A 15,244-nucleotide genomic window follows, 5' to 3' on the forward strand; every position below is an offset into this window, starting at 1 on the left:
ATAAATCCGGCGCCGGTTGCGCCGTCAGTTTATCAGCCCGACTTCCTGCATCTTCGCGTAGGTCTCTGCGTCCGGCTGGCCGTTCACCGGAAGCCCGAAAAGGGACTGGAACTCCTTGATGCCCGATGTCGTCTTCGGCCCCATCATCCCGTCGAGTTCAATGCCGTCATTACCAAATGCCTTGAGGCCCGCCTGGATCTTGACGATGCGTGCCTTATCGGCATCCGGCGAGACGGATTGGGTCGTCGCCGTATCGACCTGGGGCCTCGGGGCCGGAGCCGGAATATTGGCCGACGCTGCGGCGTCGAGGATGCCGAGTCGCTTCAGCAGGAAGCCGTCGATATGGCCGGAGGCCGGCAAGCCGACGCTCTTCTGATATGCTTCGATCGCCTGACCGGTCTGCGGTCCGGTGAGGCCGTCCACAGGACCGGAATAGAAGTTAAGTCTGGTGAGCGAGGCCTGGACCTTCTGGACAAGCGGATCGGCGACAGCGGGCGCCACGGTGGAGGCGGACGCATGCGAAGCGGGAGCAGGCGTCGCGGCACGGACGCCCTGCCGGCCATCGGTGTTCCGGGTCGAAAAGAACGCCTCTTTGTAGAAATGCGGCTGGTACCAGAGCGCATTGGCTGAAATGAAGGAAAACGCCACCAGAAACGCGGTCGTGGCCCCGACCCCGAGTGGATTGCGCATCACCCCTTCGCCGGCGCTGACAAGCGCGTCGCGGACAAAGGAGGAGCCGTATATCGGCTCACGCCGTCTTGCGTTGCGTGCCATTGCCTGCCCCGTTCGAAAGATACTCGCCTGCGGCGCCAACCTCGTCCGCTGGCGCAGCGGCATGCGGGCCGACGATCGGCACGGTGACCGTCACGGTCGTACCGTCGCCCGGCGCGCTTTCGATCGCCATCGCCCCCTCGTGCAGCACGACAAGGCCCTTGACCAGCGACAGCCCAAGGCCGGTGCCCTCGAACTGGCGGGTATAGTCGTTCTGCACCTGGGTGAAAGGCTGGCCGAGCCGCTTCAGATCGTCTCGCGAGATACCGATGCCGGTGTCGCTCACCCAAAAACGGAGCCGCTCTCCCGTCTGTTTGGCCCCGATCACCACGCTGCCGCCTTCGGGAGTGAACTTGACCGCGTTCGACACCAGGTTGATCAGGATCTGCTGGATCGCACGGCGGTCCGCACAGACCTCGCCGACGCCGGGGGCGAGAGCCACGCGCAGCGATACCGCCTTCACCGATGCCTGATGCGCCATCATGGAGCGGCACGTCTCGACCGCGTCGGCGAAGGCGAACGGCTCCGGATGGATCGGATAGGCGCCGGATTCGATCTTGGAAACGTCGAGGATCGAATTGACGACCGAAAGCAGATGGGTGCCGGATTCGTGGATCAGTCCGACATATTCCTTTTGCCTAGGGTCGGCGAAGGGGCCGAACATCTCATGCGTTAGCATATCGGAGAAGCCGAGGATCGCGTTGAGCGGCGTCCGCAACTCATGGCTGACGGCAGCAAGAAAACGGTTCTTGGCAATCTCGTTGCTGCTCGCTTGTTCGGCCGCTCCGGCAAGCTCGGCCTTCAGCGCGGCCATCTCGCCATTGTCGCGTATCAGCGCGGCGATGTCCCTTCCCTCGCCGGCGCGGAACATCTCCACCGTATATGAATGATAATCGGCTGACCTGCCGTCCAGCCCGGGAATGCGGAGGCGGATATCGGCACGCGCACGCGCAGCGCCTTCCCTCACGTCCGACAGCGCACAGAGATAGGCGACCCGGTCGGCAACATGGATGCGGTCGAACAGCCCGGTGCCGAGAAGCAATTCCGGCGCCAGGTGAAAGAGCCGCGTGGCCTGATCGGAAACATCGGCGACGTCACCGTTGGCGGCGACCTTGACCACCACCGCGTCGATACGCTCCTCAAGCAGCGGTTCCTCGTCCGCCGGGCTGACGGTTCGAACGGTAAGAAAAAGCGTTCGCAGTCGCGCCCATGCGGTCAGTCCATAGGCGAGCGGAACCAGCCATTGCCACGGCGACACTGTAATAGCCGCCGCTGGCGCCATGATCCCCGCTAGCGGAAGCTGCGCCACGAAGACGGCGAACACCGCCACCATGCCCGCGATCACGGCGTTACGCGACCGCCCTATCCACCAAGCTTCGAAAGCGAGCGCCAAAACGGTCGCTGAAAGCGGGGAGGCCAGACCACCGGATGCCGCCAGCACCAGGGCGGCGAAAACCGAGGCGAGAACGAGCATCCCCCCCTCGATCAGCACCCGCCTGACATTCACGGCCACGAGGAGCGCGGCAAGCCAGCAAAGGCCGCAAAGGGCGCAGAGCGATGCAGCGACCACCGCCGCATCCATCCTGCCATAGGAGGCAAAGGCGAAGCCCGCCACGCCGAAAAAGGGTGCCGCCACGACGGTGCCTACGAAGCGGGCACGTCGGCCACGCTCCATCGGATCGATAAGACCGGGGGGAACGAGGCTTTCGCATCCCGCCATCAGGCCGGCGATCCAGTCAGCGGATTTCGGCGTTGCCAAACTCACCCGAACGCACTCTCTACCTGCCCGATTCACGGGCTGTTTTTCGTTAAGCCAGACCCTCGCATCCAGCGTTTAAGGAAAGGATAAGGCGAGGCGCCTCCAAGGCGTCAGTCGCACCAAAATCGCGCTCCCGGCACCCCAACGAGCGGCCAATTCGGGCCATGGTAAACAGAGGGTAAGGCACGAAAGCACCTTTAGCCCGATTTCCACGCGCCCCGGTTGACGCGTGTCCATCTTCCCGGAATGGCGGATTCCGGCGGCTTGTTCGGTAAACCGCATCTTAAGCTCCGGATCCCAGCTCGAAGCGAAGTGCCGCCTCTGCCCGATCATTCAAATTTTATACTTATTCGATGAAAATCCACCGCGTTCGGGCAAGCGCTCCTTTGCCCGCTCCTGCCATGATCCGGTTCGGGAAAGGGCCGCACTTGAAGGAACGGCCGACGGATAAAGGGACGGACAATGGGATTTCTCATCAAATCGGCCTTCTGGCTTTCGCTGGTCCTGCTTCTCATCCCATTCGATGCCGGCGACGGCACTCAGAAAGCCGACACCGTCAGCCCGGTCACTGCGCTTCTTGCGGCACGCGAAGCGGCAAGCGACATCGGCAATATCTGCGAGCGCAAGCCGGATGTCTGCGTCGTCGGCCAGGAAGCGCTGCATACGATCGGAGTCAGGGCGCGCGCCGGCGCGAAACTCGCATACGAGATGCTCGACAAGCATTTCGACGACAAAGACGGCTCGCTGACCACCGGTAGCATCGCAAGCGCCGAGAAACCGGCGGAATAACGCCGGTCTGGCCTACCGGCCCGCCAGCCAAAAAAGCCGCCGCACGTCCCGAATCTTCGTGACGGCACGGCGGCCGCTCACTATATCGATTACATGTCCAGCAATATTCAGGCCATACGCGACGACTTCGCCTTCCTTGACGATTGGGAAGACCGCTACCGCTACATCATCGAACTCGGCAATGAACTTCCGCCTTTCCCCGAAGAGGCGCGCGATGCCGGGCACAAGGTGCAGGGCTGCGTCAGCCAGGTGTGGCTCTTCACCCACCGCACGCAGGAGCCCGACCCGGTACTGACCTTCGACGGCGATTCCGACGCCCACATCGTTCGCGGGCTGGTGGCGATCATGCTTGCGCTTTTTTCAGGCAAGCACGCCAGCGAGATCGGACGGATCGACGCGGAAGGCGTCATGACCGAACTCGGTCTCGACGAGCACCTGACGCCGCAGCGCGCCAATGGCCTGCGCTCGATGGTGAAGCGCATCAAGCGGGACGCCGAAGAATCCCTTGCGATGGAAGGCTCCTGAGAGACGCGCCGCCTATTCGGCAGCGACGGGATTAAGCCGCGGGCGGTAATCGTCTGCTCCCCAGTGCAGAACGCGACGATGCGGACGTTCTTCCTTCGGGCGCTCGTAGTGACGGCTGAGCACACTTAGCGCTGATTTCAGCATGATCTTGGCGGAACGGGCCGGCCAGCCTCTTTCCATCTCGATCGTCTCCAGGCCTTTGAGGAAACAGCATACGTCGATGAGGACACCGGAGAGTTCCGGGCCCACCGCGTCGACCGCATGCTCAATCCGCTGCCTCGCCGCAAGCGCCGCATCGGTCAGTTCGGCAATTCCTCCGGCACCGCCGTCGCGCCGCCCTGACGCGATCGCGGCCTGCCAGTTGGCGCCGAGCCTCGGCATGATGCGGGCGCGCGTATAGTCGGACCTCAACCTTTCGCCCGAGCGCCATTCGGCCTCGGCCAGAAAGGGAGTACCGTCCTTCGTTTTGCGGCGGGCAAGCTGGGCAAGTGGCGATTCCGCCATATTCACGTCGGCGACGATCCAGCCATCAGCCGTATCGAACCGCTGCGGCGTGACCTCGCCATGCTGTTCGCGATAAGGATCCTTCCGCGCGGCCGTTCGCCTCAGGGCCGCCTCGCCGGCGGTCGAAAGGCGCACGGCGCCACCGGCGCGGGCAATCAGGCCGGCGGCGGCCAGTGCCGCAAGTTCGGCGTGTCTGGCGGCGATCGTGCCGCGCTCGCCGTTCTCCAGGAGGACGGACTTTTCATCCGATGCCGGCCTGATTTGCACAGGACCGGCCACAAGGAACTTCAGAATCCGGAGCCTTTTCCTTTCGGTCTCGCCCGGCTTTTCCCGAGCCGCCATTCAGATCGTACCCCGCTCACGGAAGGCGGCGCCGGCGACGCGCTCCATCGTCGCCACGATGCGATCAAAATCGGCATCGTCACGCATGTCCTCGACTAAATGACACGCGTAGAGCACCGTCGTGCGGTCGCGGCCGAAGCCACGTCCGACATCGGCCATGGTCAGCCGCAGCACGACATGTCCTACATACATCGCGATCTGACGCACACGGGTGATGTCCAGAGTGGAACGGCCCGGCCGCCGCAATTCCTTGCCACTGACATTGAAAAGGGCCGAGGCGATATCGATCAGGCAATCGCACCATTCCACTGCCCGATCGTACTTCATTCCATATGACGCCCGGCAGTCGCCAACGACGCACGGCGGGCTCGCCTCGCGCGCTCGATCGATCTCCAAGGTGGTTGCGGGTCGGGTGGCTGTCGCTTGTTGCACTGAACATATCCCTCCTGATTAGGAATATGTTCTTATATCGAAACCGCGCCTATGCGTGAACAAAATACGAACATTAAATTCTGTGTGAAACAATCAATGGATTGATTTCGCTGGCCTATTCCCCATCGCCTATGCCCTTCCCCAACGAATTTTCTCCCCGTCTTTATGGGTCGCACGACAATTCGCCTCCCAACTGCGCGAGGAACCCCGATGGATCGGCTGACCCAAGAGATCGACGACTACAGGCGAAAGAAGGAGAGGATAGCGACGGAGGCCCGGCAGCGCGCCGCGCTGTTCCTCACTTGCGGCATCGACATTCCCGAACTGCTCTCGGCATCCGCCATGGAGCGGGATCGTATAACAGTGCGGTTACTGCGGTTGATTGAACGGGAACGCATCAAGGGCGCGCGGCGCCATTGGAGCTACGATCTCAACAGGCATATCGCGCTGAAGCAGGCACTCGACCGCCTGCGCGGAAGCAAATGAGGACTGGACGGCACGAAGATTTTATCCGTGCGCCCGACAGCAAAACGGCGCCTCGCGGGCGCCGTAGCCTTATCATCGCCGAAGATGCTTACCGGCCCTTCGCCTTGCGGCCCAGGCCCATCTTCTTGGCCAATTGCGAGCGCGCCGCGGCGTAGTTCGGGGCCACCATCGGATAGCTGGAATCGAGGTTCCACTTCTCGCGATACTGGTCGGGCGTCAGGTTGTAGTGGGTCATCAGGTGCCGCTTGAGCGACTTGAATTTCTTTCCGTCCTCCAGACAGACGATATAGTCGTCGTGGACCGAGCGCTTGGGATTGACGGCCGGCTTCTGCTTGTCGACGGGAGCCTGTTCGCTGGCGCCGCCCACACGACCAAGCGCCGCATGAATGTCAGCGATCAGATTCGGAAGCTCCGAGACCGGAACAGGATTGTTGCTGACATAAGCCGCAACGACATCGGCCGTAAGCTCAATGAGCATGTCGGTGCTTCTGGCAGGTGATTCATTCATATCCATTCTCTGACCCTTCGATAGAACTTGGACTCTGCTGTTCCGCTTGTCTCTTTTCTCGGAATTCAGCGATACGAAACCAAGAAAGCTGACGCTTACACGACTCGCATCAGGCGGCACCTAACTGCCGCTTCGAATAGTATAAGTCAATTCACTAATTCTATTTTCCGGCTAAACATGCTCGATTTATCCTGTAGTCTTACAGAAATAATGAACGCCACAACTTTAACGCGTTTCACAACATTGCGGCGAGAGACAGGCAGACCGTGCCTGAAATGCGGACCGTTTCTGAAATATTGCTGACCTGCCATGCGGCGGAGCTTTTCATACAGGGCGGCAAATGGCGGAGACGGGCGAAAGCCGTTCAACCGGAAAATGCGGCCATCTGCGTGATTTCCATGGCCGTCTTACACTTTTCGCATATTGCGTTATATCCAAAAGATGGAACAAGCGACGGCGTACCGCCTTCGAGCCGATTTCCCATTCTTCCAAACTTCCCCCCCAGAGGCTTCATGACCGCCAAATTCGCAGACATTCCCGCGCCGCAGACCGAGACGCGGCCCAAGGCCGATAGCTGGCACGGCGTCAGCCGCGTCGACGAATATGCCTGGTTACGCGCGGAAAATTGGCAGGAGGTATTCAAGGACCCTTCCCTACTCGACCCGGCGATCCGGTCGCATCTGGAAGCCGAGAACATTTATCAGGCAGCGATGATGGCCGACACGGCCGAATTGCAGAAGAAGCTGTTTTCGGAGATGCGAGGCCGCATCAAGGAGGACGATTCCTCCGTGCCGATGAAAGACGGCGCTTTTGCCTATGGCACATCCTTCAAGGCCGGCGGCGAGCAGCCGCGCTTCTTCCGGACGCCACGGGAGGGTGGCGAGGAGCAAATCCTGCTCGACGGCGACAGGGAAGCCGAAGGCAAAAGCTATTTCCGCCTCGGGGGAGCGGATCATTCGCCCGACCACAAGCTGCTGCTCTGGGGCTTCGACGACAAGGGTTCGGAGTTTTACACGCTCCATGTCCGCGATATCGACGGCGGGGCCGATAACGCCGACAGCGTCGCGGACACGGGCGGCGCAGGCACCTGGGACGCGGAGGCAGCCGGCTTCTTCTATACGCGGCTCGACGCCAATCACCGGCCGTCAAAAATCTACTACCACACGCTCGGGAAGAAGCGTGACCGGCCGATCTACGAAGAGAAGGATCCCGGCTTCTTCATGGATGTCGGCGGGACGCTGACCAACCAATGGATATTCATCGCCATTCACGATCACGAGACATCGGAATACCGCATCCTTCCGGCGAACGATCCAGGCTCAAAGCCGCATTTGGTGGCGGCGCGCGAGACAGGCCTGCAATACGATCTCGAAGACGGCGGCGATATCTTCTTCATCCTGACCAACGCCGACGGCGCCAAGGATTTCAAGGTCATGACGGCGCCGACCAGCGATCCGGGCCGGGCCAACTGGCGCGAACTTATCCCTCACGAACCCGGCAGGCTGGTCCTCTCGATCATGGCCTTCCGTGACTTCCTGGTGCGGCTCGAACGCAAGGACGGGCTGCCGCGCATCGTTATCCGCGAGCGCGCCACCGGCGAGGAACATATGATCACCTTCGAGGAGGAAGCGTATTCACTCGGCCTTTCGGGCGCCCTTGAATACGACGCGGATGCGATTCGCTTCTCGTATTCCTCCATGACCACGCCATCGCAGGTCTATGATTACAACATGCGCACGCGCGAAAGGACGCTGCTCAAGACGCAGGAAGTGCCTTCCGGCCATGACGCCAACCAATATGTTACGCGGCGCCTGATGGCGCCTTCATATGACGGCGAACGCGTGCCGATCTCGTTGCTCCACCACAAGGATACGCCGCTCGACGGCAGCGCGCCCTGTCTGCTTTACGGCTACGGCGCCTATGGCATCACGATCCCGGCGTCCTTCAACACCAATTGCCTTTCGCTGGTGAACCGCGGCTTCGTTTATGCGATCGCGCATGTACGCGGCGGCAAGGACAAGGGTTTTTCCTGGTACGAGGACGGCAAGAAGGCAAAGAAGCACAACACGTTCGACGATTTCGTCCACGCCGCGCTTCATCTTGTGGCCGAAGGTTACACCGATCACGACCGCATCGTTGCGCAGGGCGGGTCGGCCGGCGGGCTCCTGATCGGCGCCGTCGCCAATCTGGCGCCGCAGGCCTTCGGGGGCTTTATCGCCGAGGTTCCCTTCGTCGATGTGCTGGCCACGATGCTGGACGATACATTGCCGCTAACCCCGCCCGAATGGCCCGAATGGGGCAATCCCAAGGAATCCCGTGCGGACTACCAGACCATTGCATCCTACTCCCCCTATGACAACGTGGATGCGAAGGACTATCCGCCGATCCTGGCGGTCGCCGGCCTGACGGATCCGCGCGTCACCTATTGGGAGCCGGCGAAGTGGGCGGCGCGGCTGCGCGCGAAGAAGACCGGACGGAGCCCCGTTCTCCTCAAGATCAACATGGATGCCGGCCATGGCGGCGCTTCGGGCCGCTTCTCGCGGCTGGAGGAAATCGCCTTCGTCTATGCCTTCGCGCTCAAGGTCGTGGACAGGATGGGCGGGTAGCCGCCCTTACTTCTTTTTCTCGGCCGGATAGCCGTTCGGATGCGGCGGGACTGCCTTCAGATAGGCCGCGATCGCCTCGCGGTCGGCGGTGGTGAGGTGCGCGATGTTCTCCTGAACATCGACCATGGCACCTCCAACCGAATCGAAATCAGGCGTGAAGCCGCTTTCGAGATAATAGGCGATGTCCTTCTCCGACCAGTCACCGATTCCACCCTCGCCGGAGGTGATATTCGGCACGTGCCCCTTCCCCTCCACGGCGACCGCACCGGAAAGCCACAGATCGTTCTTCGTCCCGCCGAGGAAATTGCGCGGCGTGTGGCATTCGCCGCAATGGCCCGGCCCTTCGACCAGATACTGTCCTTCCTTCGCCTTCTCGGAAGCACCGGCTGGCAGGCTGACAACAGGCTTGTCGGATAAATAGAGCAGCTTCCACAATCCGATGCCGCGACGCACCGAATAGGGGAAGGAGAGTCGGTCGGGCGGCGTCCTGCCTGACACCGGCGGCAGCGTTTTGATGAAGGCGAAGAGGTCGGCGATATCGCTAAGCTTCATCCGGGCATAAGATGGGTACGGAAAGGCCGGATAATAATGTCGCCCGTCCGGAGAGACGCCGCGCTTCAGCGCATTGGCGAAATCCGCGAGCGTCCACGCACCGATGCCGTCCGCCTTGTCGGGCGAGATGTTCGGCGGCACGAAGACACCGAACGGCGTCTTCAATTCCAGACCGCCCGCCAGTTCCAGCCGGGCATCGCCCTTGGCGCCGGGCCGGCCATGGCAGGAGACGCAGCCGCCGGCCCAGAATATCCGCTCGCCCCTGGCTGCATCGCCTGGGGCGAGGTTCGCTACGCTTTTCGGATCAAGCCCGCGCGGAATCGTAAGCAGCCAGAACGCCAGCCCCCCGGCCACCACCAGAACGACAATGGCCAGAATCAGGCGGCGAACCGTCATGAGGCGCGGGACCTTACGCTATTTCAGGCGATAGTCTTGATGGCAGGTCTTGCAATGGTTGAATACCGGCGTGACCGCAGCCTTGAAGGCGTCCAGATCGGCCGGACCATCCTTACCCGCCGCCTTGGCCGCGGCATCGGCGTCCGCCTGGAATTTCGCCAATTCCGCCTCGAAGCCGGCATGATCGGACCATATCTTCGGCGAAGCCTTGGTATCGCCCTTGTCCGAGCCTTCGGGGAAGAAGGTGCCGTAAGAATGCGAGACCGCGCGCAGGGTCATGATCGCTGATTTGGCGACGGCCGGATTGTAATCGAGGTCACCCTTCAGCATCGCGGCGGAAACGCCCGCTGCCGCGCCATTGGCGTCCATCAGTGCCTTTCTCGTCGCGATCGGGTCGTTCGCCGCCATGGCCACGGTGGCGGCCAACATAAGGCCGGAAACGGCAAGTGCGATTTTCTTCATTCCTCTCCTCCCGGGGTTCACAGGCAGATGCGCCCGTCGCCAACAACACCGATGATGACGGTTTAATTCCTCCGTTTCTTCTCACTCTTGCGTGAAGTCGGGGGTTTCCGCAGTTACGGATCGTCAAGAAAAAAGACCCCGGACAATGCCGGGGTCTTCACGAGAGGTCGATCAGGAAGCTTTCTCGTAGAGCTTCAGCACGTGATCCCAGTTGATCAGATTATCGACGAAGGCCTCCAGATATTTCGGCCGCGCGTTGCGATAGTCGATGTAATAGGAATGCTCCCAGACATCGACGCCGAGGATCGGCGTCGCGCCGTGGACGAGCGGGTTCTCGCCGTTCGGCGTCTTGGAAATCTCGAGCTTTCCGTTCTTCACCGAAAGCCAGGCCCAACCGGAGCCGAACTGCGTTGCGCCGGCATTGATGAAATCGGCGCGGAATTTGTCATAGCCGCCGAGGTCACTGTCGACCGCCTTTTGCAGCGCGCCCGGCAGCTTCTTGCCGCCGCCGCCCTTCTTCATCCAGGGCCAGAAATGGGTATGGTTGTAATGCTGGGCGGCATTGTTGAAGAGACCGGCATTCTTGCCGAAAGACTGCTTCACAACCTCTTCCAGAGACAGCTTGTCCATCCCCGCCTCGGCCGCCAGCTTATTGCCGTTATCGACATAGGCCTTGTGGTGCTTGTCGTGGTGATATTCCAGCGTTTCCTTGGACATATAGGGCTGGAGCGCCTCGTAGTCGTAAGGCAGCGGCGGCAGTTCAAAGGCCATGATCGGTCTCCCTCATTACGTGATGAAAGTTATGGACAAGATAGGTTCTCTCGGGTCCCGGACAAGGCCGGGAGGCGTGTCCGGGCTTCTTTTAGCGGCTCACCCGACGGCTGTCGAATGCGCCCATTCCCAGTAAAGCTCGCGTGCCTTCTTGGCGACGGGGCCGGGCTGGAGATCGCGGTTTTCGATGCGCGTGATCGGCACCACCTTGGAGTGATTGCCTGTTGAGAAAATCTCGTCGGCCTCCATGAAATCAAGGACCGACAACGTCTTTTCAACTGTGCGGAACCCGTAGTCGGCGAGCAGCGCGACGGTACGCGAACGGGTGATGCCCGACAGGAAGGTGCCGTTGGCGGCCGGCGTGAAGACGTGGCCGTCCTTGACCATGAAGACGTTGGACGAGCCGGTTTCGGCGACATTGCCGAGCATGTCGAGCACCAGCGCGTTATCGAAGCCGCGGCTCTTCGCCTCCGTAATGGCGCGGGCATTGTTCGGGTACAGGCAGCCGGCCTTCGCATTGGTCGGCATGGTCTCGATCGTCGGACGGCGGAAAGGCGAGACCGCCACCGAAAAACCTGATGGCTCCTGCATCGGCGCTTCGTAGAGGCAGAGGCAGAAGCGGGTCGATTCCGGGTCTGCCGGCACGCCCATATAGCCGCCATGCTCGGCCCAATACATCGGCCGGATGTAAACTGCGGTCTTGCCGTCGAACTTCTTCAAGCCTTCCCAGGTTAGACCGATGATCTCCTCCGCGCTCATCGTCGGCTTCAGGCCGAGCGCCGCAGCCGAGACATTCACCCGCGCGGCATGACGATCGAGATCGGGCGCGACGCCTTCGAACCAGCGGGCACCGTCGAAGACGCTCGAGCCGAGCCACATGACGTGGCTGCGCGGCCCCACGAGCGGCACGTTGCCCTCATGCCAATCGCCATCAACGTAGGTCCAGGTAGTCGTCTGGGCGGCAGTATTCACTTTCATTCGAGGATTCACTCCACGTGATCAGCATATCACCGCCATGGAAAGCGCTTTGCCTTCCATCGTCAATCGTCATGGCACAACAAATCGTGGTCCAGATATAGTCGCGCCGGTTGCGACAACGCGTTAAGATTGCACACTGGATTTCCCCTCCCCGAGGATAGCATGCGGTATTCGGCCTTTGTCTTCGACGCTTACGGAACGCTTTTCGACGTACATGCGGCTGTACGCCGGCACGCCGCCGAGGTCGGCCCCGACGGCCAGGCCATATCTGAGCTTTGGCGGATCAAGCAGATCGAATATTCCTGGGTGCGGACGCTGATGGGGTCGTATCTCGATTTCTGGCAGCTCACCGAGCAGGCGCTCGATTTCGCCTTCGCCAAATATCCTTCCGCCGATCCGGCACTGAAGCCGAAATTGCTCGACGCCTATCGCGATCTCGACTGCTATCCGGAAGTGCCGGCAGTGCTGAAAGCGCTCAAGGCGGAAGGCGCACGCGTGGCGATCCTCTCCAACGGCTCGCCGGCCATGCTGGAAACGGCGGTCCGGAAAGCGGCGCTAGACACCGTGCTCGATGATGTCTTTTCCGTGGATCCTATCCGGCGCTTCAAGACGGACCAGTCCGTCTACGAACTGGTCACCACCGCCTGGCGGCTCTATCCCGACGCCGTCTCCTTCCAGTCGTCCAATCGCTGGGATATCGCGGGCGCCACGAAATTCGGTTTTCGCACCGTCTGGATCAACCGCACGAACCAGCCGGACGAATATATGGACCATAAGCCGAGCGTGATCCTGCCCAGTCTGGACCGGCTCGCAGCGTCGACCTGAGAGGTGCTCCCGTCAGGCGGGTATTCCGTTGCCGGGATGCAACAAATCAGCACGTTTGTTCGTTTCAGACCTGCCGGTCCACTTCCGGCCGCATTTCGCCGCTGTTTTCCCGCAATCGTTGTTTCGGGGGAGGATGGCGAAACGATCCGGGCATCCACACAGGGCTCAAGCAGACAGATGACAGGCAACGAACTTCACCGGGCCGCGCTCACCCGCCGGCGCTTTCTTGGCATGGCGGCAGTCGGCGCCGCATCGACCGCACTTTCCGCATGCGTGACATCGCCGCCGTCGATCGAACCGGCGGAAGGATTTCCGCCTTACGAAACCGAACCGGCTTTCAGCGGTCCGGCGGCCATGTACGGACCGTTGGAGGATGACGGACGCCTCATCCCTGCTGTCCCCTATCAGAAGATCGATCCGCAATATTACCGCCAGATCGTCGAGGACCCGACAGGGGAACGGCCCGGCACGATTGTCGTGCACACACCGACGCGGTTCCTCTATCTCGTCATGGAAGACGGTCAGGCACTTCGCTACGGCGTCGGCATCGGACGGCAGGGATTCTCCTGGTCGGGCCGGGCGCAAGTCCAGTGGAAACAGAAATGGCCGAAATGGACTCCGCCGGACGACATGATCGCGCGGCAGCCGGAACTGGCGAAATACAGCGCCGCCAATGGCGGCATGCCGCCTGGCCTCGACAACCCGCTCGGTGCCCGCGCGCTCTATCTGTTCCAGGGCAACGTCGATACGCTTTACCGCCTGCACGGCTCGCCCGAATGGTGGTCCATCGGCAAGGCTGTTTCGTCGGGCTGCGTGCGCCTCATCAATCAGGATATCATCGACCTCTATAGCCGCGTGCCGGTGAAGACGCCAGTGCTGGTGGTGTGATCGACGCGATCCCAACAGTTTTCCCGATGATTCGGGAAAACTGTTGAAACGATTGATTTTATTTTTCTTTCAAGCTTGCCGAAAGTCTTATCGCTTCGTCAAGCCGCCCAATATTCCGCGCACGAGTGCCCGACCGAGAGACGAGCCTACGGAACGGACGACCGATTTCATCGCGGCTTCCGCGACGGACTGACGCCGGCTGCCACCGGAACCGACGAGGATATCGCCGACCTCGCCCCATACCGATCCGCCGGAAGACTGGCCGCCGCGCGGCTTTCCATCGGCTTGTTCGGTTGCCTCGGCGGCAGCACCCGCCTTTTTCTGCAGCATCTCGAAGGCCGATTCACGGTCGACCGCCTTGTCGTATTGACCGGAAACCGGGCTCTCATCCATTATTGTCTTGCGCTCGGCGTCGGTGATCGGGCCGATGCGCGAGGAAGGCGGACGGATCAGCGTGCGCTGGACGACCGAAGGCACGGCCTTTTCGCCGAGCGTCGAAACCAGCGCTTCGCCGACGCCCAATTGGGTGATGACTTTCGCGCAATCAAAATCGGGGTTCGGCCGAAACGTTTCCGCGGCCGTCTTCACCGCCTTCTGCTCGCGCGGCGTATAGGCGCGAAGCGCATGTTGGACGCGATTGCCGAGTTGCGCCAGCACCGTATCGGGAACGTCGAGCGGGTTCTGTGTGACGAAGTAGACGCCGACGCCCTTCGAGCGGATCAGGCGCACGACCTGCTCGACGCGATCGACGACGATCTTGGGCGCATCGTCGAAAAGGAGATGCGCCTCGTCGAAGAAGAAGACCAGCTTCGGCTTGTCCGGATCGCCGACCTCCGGCAGTTCCTCGAAAAGTTCCGACAAGAGCCAGAGCAGGAAGGTGGCGTAAAGCCGTGGGTTCATCATCAGCTTGTCTGCGGCGAGCACGTTGATGGCCCCGCGTCCGTCGGGCGTCGTGCGCATCAGATCACTGATCTTGAGCGCCGGCTCGCCGAAGAAATGCGAGGCGCCCTGCTGGTCGAGGATCAGGAGCGTGCGCTGGATAGCACCGACGGAAGCCTTGGTGACGTTACCGTATTTCACGCCGATCTCGTCGGCGCGCTCGGCGATATTGGCCAGAAGCGCCTGCAGATCCTTCATGTCGAGAAGAAGCAGGCCCTCGTCGTCCGCGATCTTGAAGGCGATGTTCATGACGCCTTCCTGCGCCTCCGACAAATCCATCAGCCGCGACAGGAGAAGCGGCCCCATCTCAGATACGGTAGCGCGGATCGGATGGCCCTGTTCCCCAAAGAGGTCCCAGAAGATCACCGGAAACTGCTCGAACTCGTAGGGGTTGAGCTTCACCTGTTTTGCGCGGGCGGTGAGAAAATCCTTGGCTTCGCCCTTCATGGCAATGCCGGACAGGTCGCCCTTGATGTCGGCGCAAAAGACCGGAACGCCCCGTCTGGAGAAGCCTTCCGCCAGCACTTGCAGCGTAACCGTCTTGCCGGTACCGGTCGCACCCGTCACCAGGCCGTGGCGGTTGCCGTAGCGCAGCAGCAATTCCTCCGGCTTCTGATAGCTGTCGTCCGGCTTGCGGCTCGCTCCGAGGAAAATGCTCTTCTCGTCCGTCATCTGGCCTATTCTCCAATTCTGAATGGCGCGGGTGGCGGC

At 61.4% G+C, this 15,244-nt stretch carries 16 protein-coding genes; 6 read left to right on the forward strand and 10 right to left on the reverse strand.

The window, feature by feature from the left end:
- Positions 1–24: 24 nt before the first annotated feature.
- Together RBH77_RS19400 and RBH77_RS19405 are read right to left on the reverse strand one after the other, a co-directional pair.
- Entirely contained in the window at positions 25–774 is a 750-nt protein-coding gene (locus RBH77_RS19400; RefSeq protein ID WP_311029205.1) for a peptidoglycan-binding domain-containing protein, read from the reverse strand.
- Positions 749–2,536 carry a sensor histidine kinase gene (locus RBH77_RS19405; protein ID WP_311029206.1) on the reverse strand — a complete coding sequence of 596 codons (1,788 nt, stop codon included), beginning with the start codon at positions 2,534–2,536 and terminating at the stop codon, positions 749–751. The genes RBH77_RS19400 and RBH77_RS19405 overlap by 26 nt, the downstream gene beginning before the upstream one ends.
- Positions 2,537–2,992: 456 nt before the next feature.
- Here RBH77_RS19405 and RBH77_RS19410 point away from each other — a divergent pair, with 456 nt between their 5' ends.
- Together RBH77_RS19410 and RBH77_RS19415 are read left to right on the forward strand one after the other, a co-directional pair.
- Complete coding sequence (locus tag RBH77_RS19410; protein ID WP_311029207.1) at positions 2,993–3,319, forward strand: DUF5330 domain-containing protein; 327 nt, start codon at positions 2,993–2,995, stop codon at positions 3,317–3,319.
- 93 nt (positions 3,320–3,412) lie between these two features.
- Positions 3,413–3,844, forward strand: a complete 432-nt coding sequence (locus RBH77_RS19415) for a SufE family protein (RefSeq protein WP_311029208.1) — start codon at positions 3,413–3,415, stop codon at positions 3,842–3,844.
- 12 nt (positions 3,845–3,856) lie between these two features.
- Here RBH77_RS19415 and RBH77_RS19420 read toward each other — a convergent pair whose 3' ends face one another.
- Positions 3,857–4,690, reverse strand: a complete 834-nt coding sequence (locus RBH77_RS19420) for a DUF6456 domain-containing protein (protein WP_311029209.1) — start codon at positions 4,688–4,690, stop codon at positions 3,857–3,859.
- Entirely contained in the window at positions 4,691–5,017 is a 327-nt protein-coding gene (locus tag RBH77_RS19425) for a helix-turn-helix domain-containing protein (protein ID WP_311029210.1), read from the reverse strand.
- 315 nt (positions 5,018–5,332) lie between these two features.
- Here RBH77_RS19425 and RBH77_RS19430 point away from each other — a divergent pair, with 315 nt between their 5' ends.
- A complete protein-coding gene (locus RBH77_RS19430) occupies positions 5,333–5,608 on the forward strand; it encodes a cytoplasmic protein (protein ID WP_311029211.1) in 276 nt (91 codons plus the stop codon).
- Between the two features lie 88 nt (positions 5,609–5,696).
- On the opposite strand, the gene RBH77_RS19435 is transcribed toward RBH77_RS19430, so the two are convergent.
- Positions 5,697–6,122 carry a Ros/MucR family transcriptional regulator gene (locus RBH77_RS19435; RefSeq protein ID WP_311029212.1) on the reverse strand — a complete coding sequence of 142 codons (426 nt, stop codon included), beginning with the start codon at positions 6,120–6,122 and terminating at the stop codon, positions 5,697–5,699.
- A gap of 506 nt (positions 6,123–6,628) precedes the next feature.
- On the opposite strand from RBH77_RS19435, the gene RBH77_RS19440 reads away from it, so the two are divergent.
- Complete coding sequence (locus RBH77_RS19440) at positions 6,629–8,722, forward strand: S9 family peptidase (protein ID WP_311029213.1); 2,094 nt, start codon at positions 6,629–6,631, stop codon at positions 8,720–8,722.
- Between the two features lie 6 nt (positions 8,723–8,728).
- Here RBH77_RS19440 and RBH77_RS19445 read toward each other — a convergent pair whose 3' ends face one another.
- The 4 genes from RBH77_RS19445 to RBH77_RS19460 all read right to left on the reverse strand — a co-directional run bounded on the left by RBH77_RS19445 (position 8,729) and on the right by RBH77_RS19460 (position 11,881).
- On the reverse strand, positions 8,729–9,670 hold the full coding sequence (locus RBH77_RS19445) for a cytochrome c (protein ID WP_311029214.1): 942 nt from the start codon (positions 9,668–9,670) through the stop codon (positions 8,729–8,731).
- Between the two features lie 18 nt (positions 9,671–9,688).
- Complete coding sequence (locus tag RBH77_RS19450; RefSeq protein WP_311029215.1) at positions 9,689–10,132, reverse strand: c-type cytochrome; 444 nt, start codon at positions 10,130–10,132, stop codon at positions 9,689–9,691.
- A 171-nt stretch (positions 10,133–10,303) separates the two neighbouring features.
- On the reverse strand, positions 10,304–10,903 hold the full coding sequence (locus tag RBH77_RS19455; protein ID WP_311029216.1) for a superoxide dismutase: 600 nt from the start codon (positions 10,901–10,903) through the stop codon (positions 10,304–10,306).
- Between the two features lie 99 nt (positions 10,904–11,002).
- Complete coding sequence (locus RBH77_RS19460) at positions 11,003–11,881, reverse strand: branched-chain amino acid aminotransferase (RefSeq protein ID WP_311029217.1); 879 nt, start codon at positions 11,879–11,881, stop codon at positions 11,003–11,005.
- A 162-nt stretch (positions 11,882–12,043) separates the two neighbouring features.
- Between RBH77_RS19460 and RBH77_RS19465 the strand changes: the two genes are divergently transcribed.
- Positions 12,044–12,706, forward strand: coding sequence for a haloacid dehalogenase type II (locus RBH77_RS19465; RefSeq protein ID WP_311029218.1), 663 nt, complete (start codon positions 12,044–12,046; stop codon positions 12,704–12,706).
- 177 nt (positions 12,707–12,883) lie between these two features.
- Positions 12,884–13,594, forward strand: coding sequence for a L,D-transpeptidase family protein (locus tag RBH77_RS19470; RefSeq protein WP_311029219.1), 711 nt, complete (start codon positions 12,884–12,886; stop codon positions 13,592–13,594).
- Positions 13,595–13,681: 87 nt separating this feature from the next.
- On the opposite strand, the gene RBH77_RS19475 is transcribed toward RBH77_RS19470, so the two are convergent.
- On the reverse strand, positions 13,682–15,205 hold the full coding sequence (locus RBH77_RS19475; protein ID WP_311029220.1) for a helicase HerA-like C-terminal domain-containing protein: 1,524 nt from the start codon (positions 15,203–15,205) through the stop codon (positions 13,682–13,684).
- Positions 15,206–15,244 lie beyond the last annotated feature (39 nt).

Origin of the sequence: Mesorhizobium koreense (assembly GCF_031656215.1) — a bacterium.
Taxonomy (GTDB): Bacteria; Pseudomonadota; Alphaproteobacteria; order Rhizobiales; family Rhizobiaceae; genus Mesorhizobium_L; species Mesorhizobium_L koreense.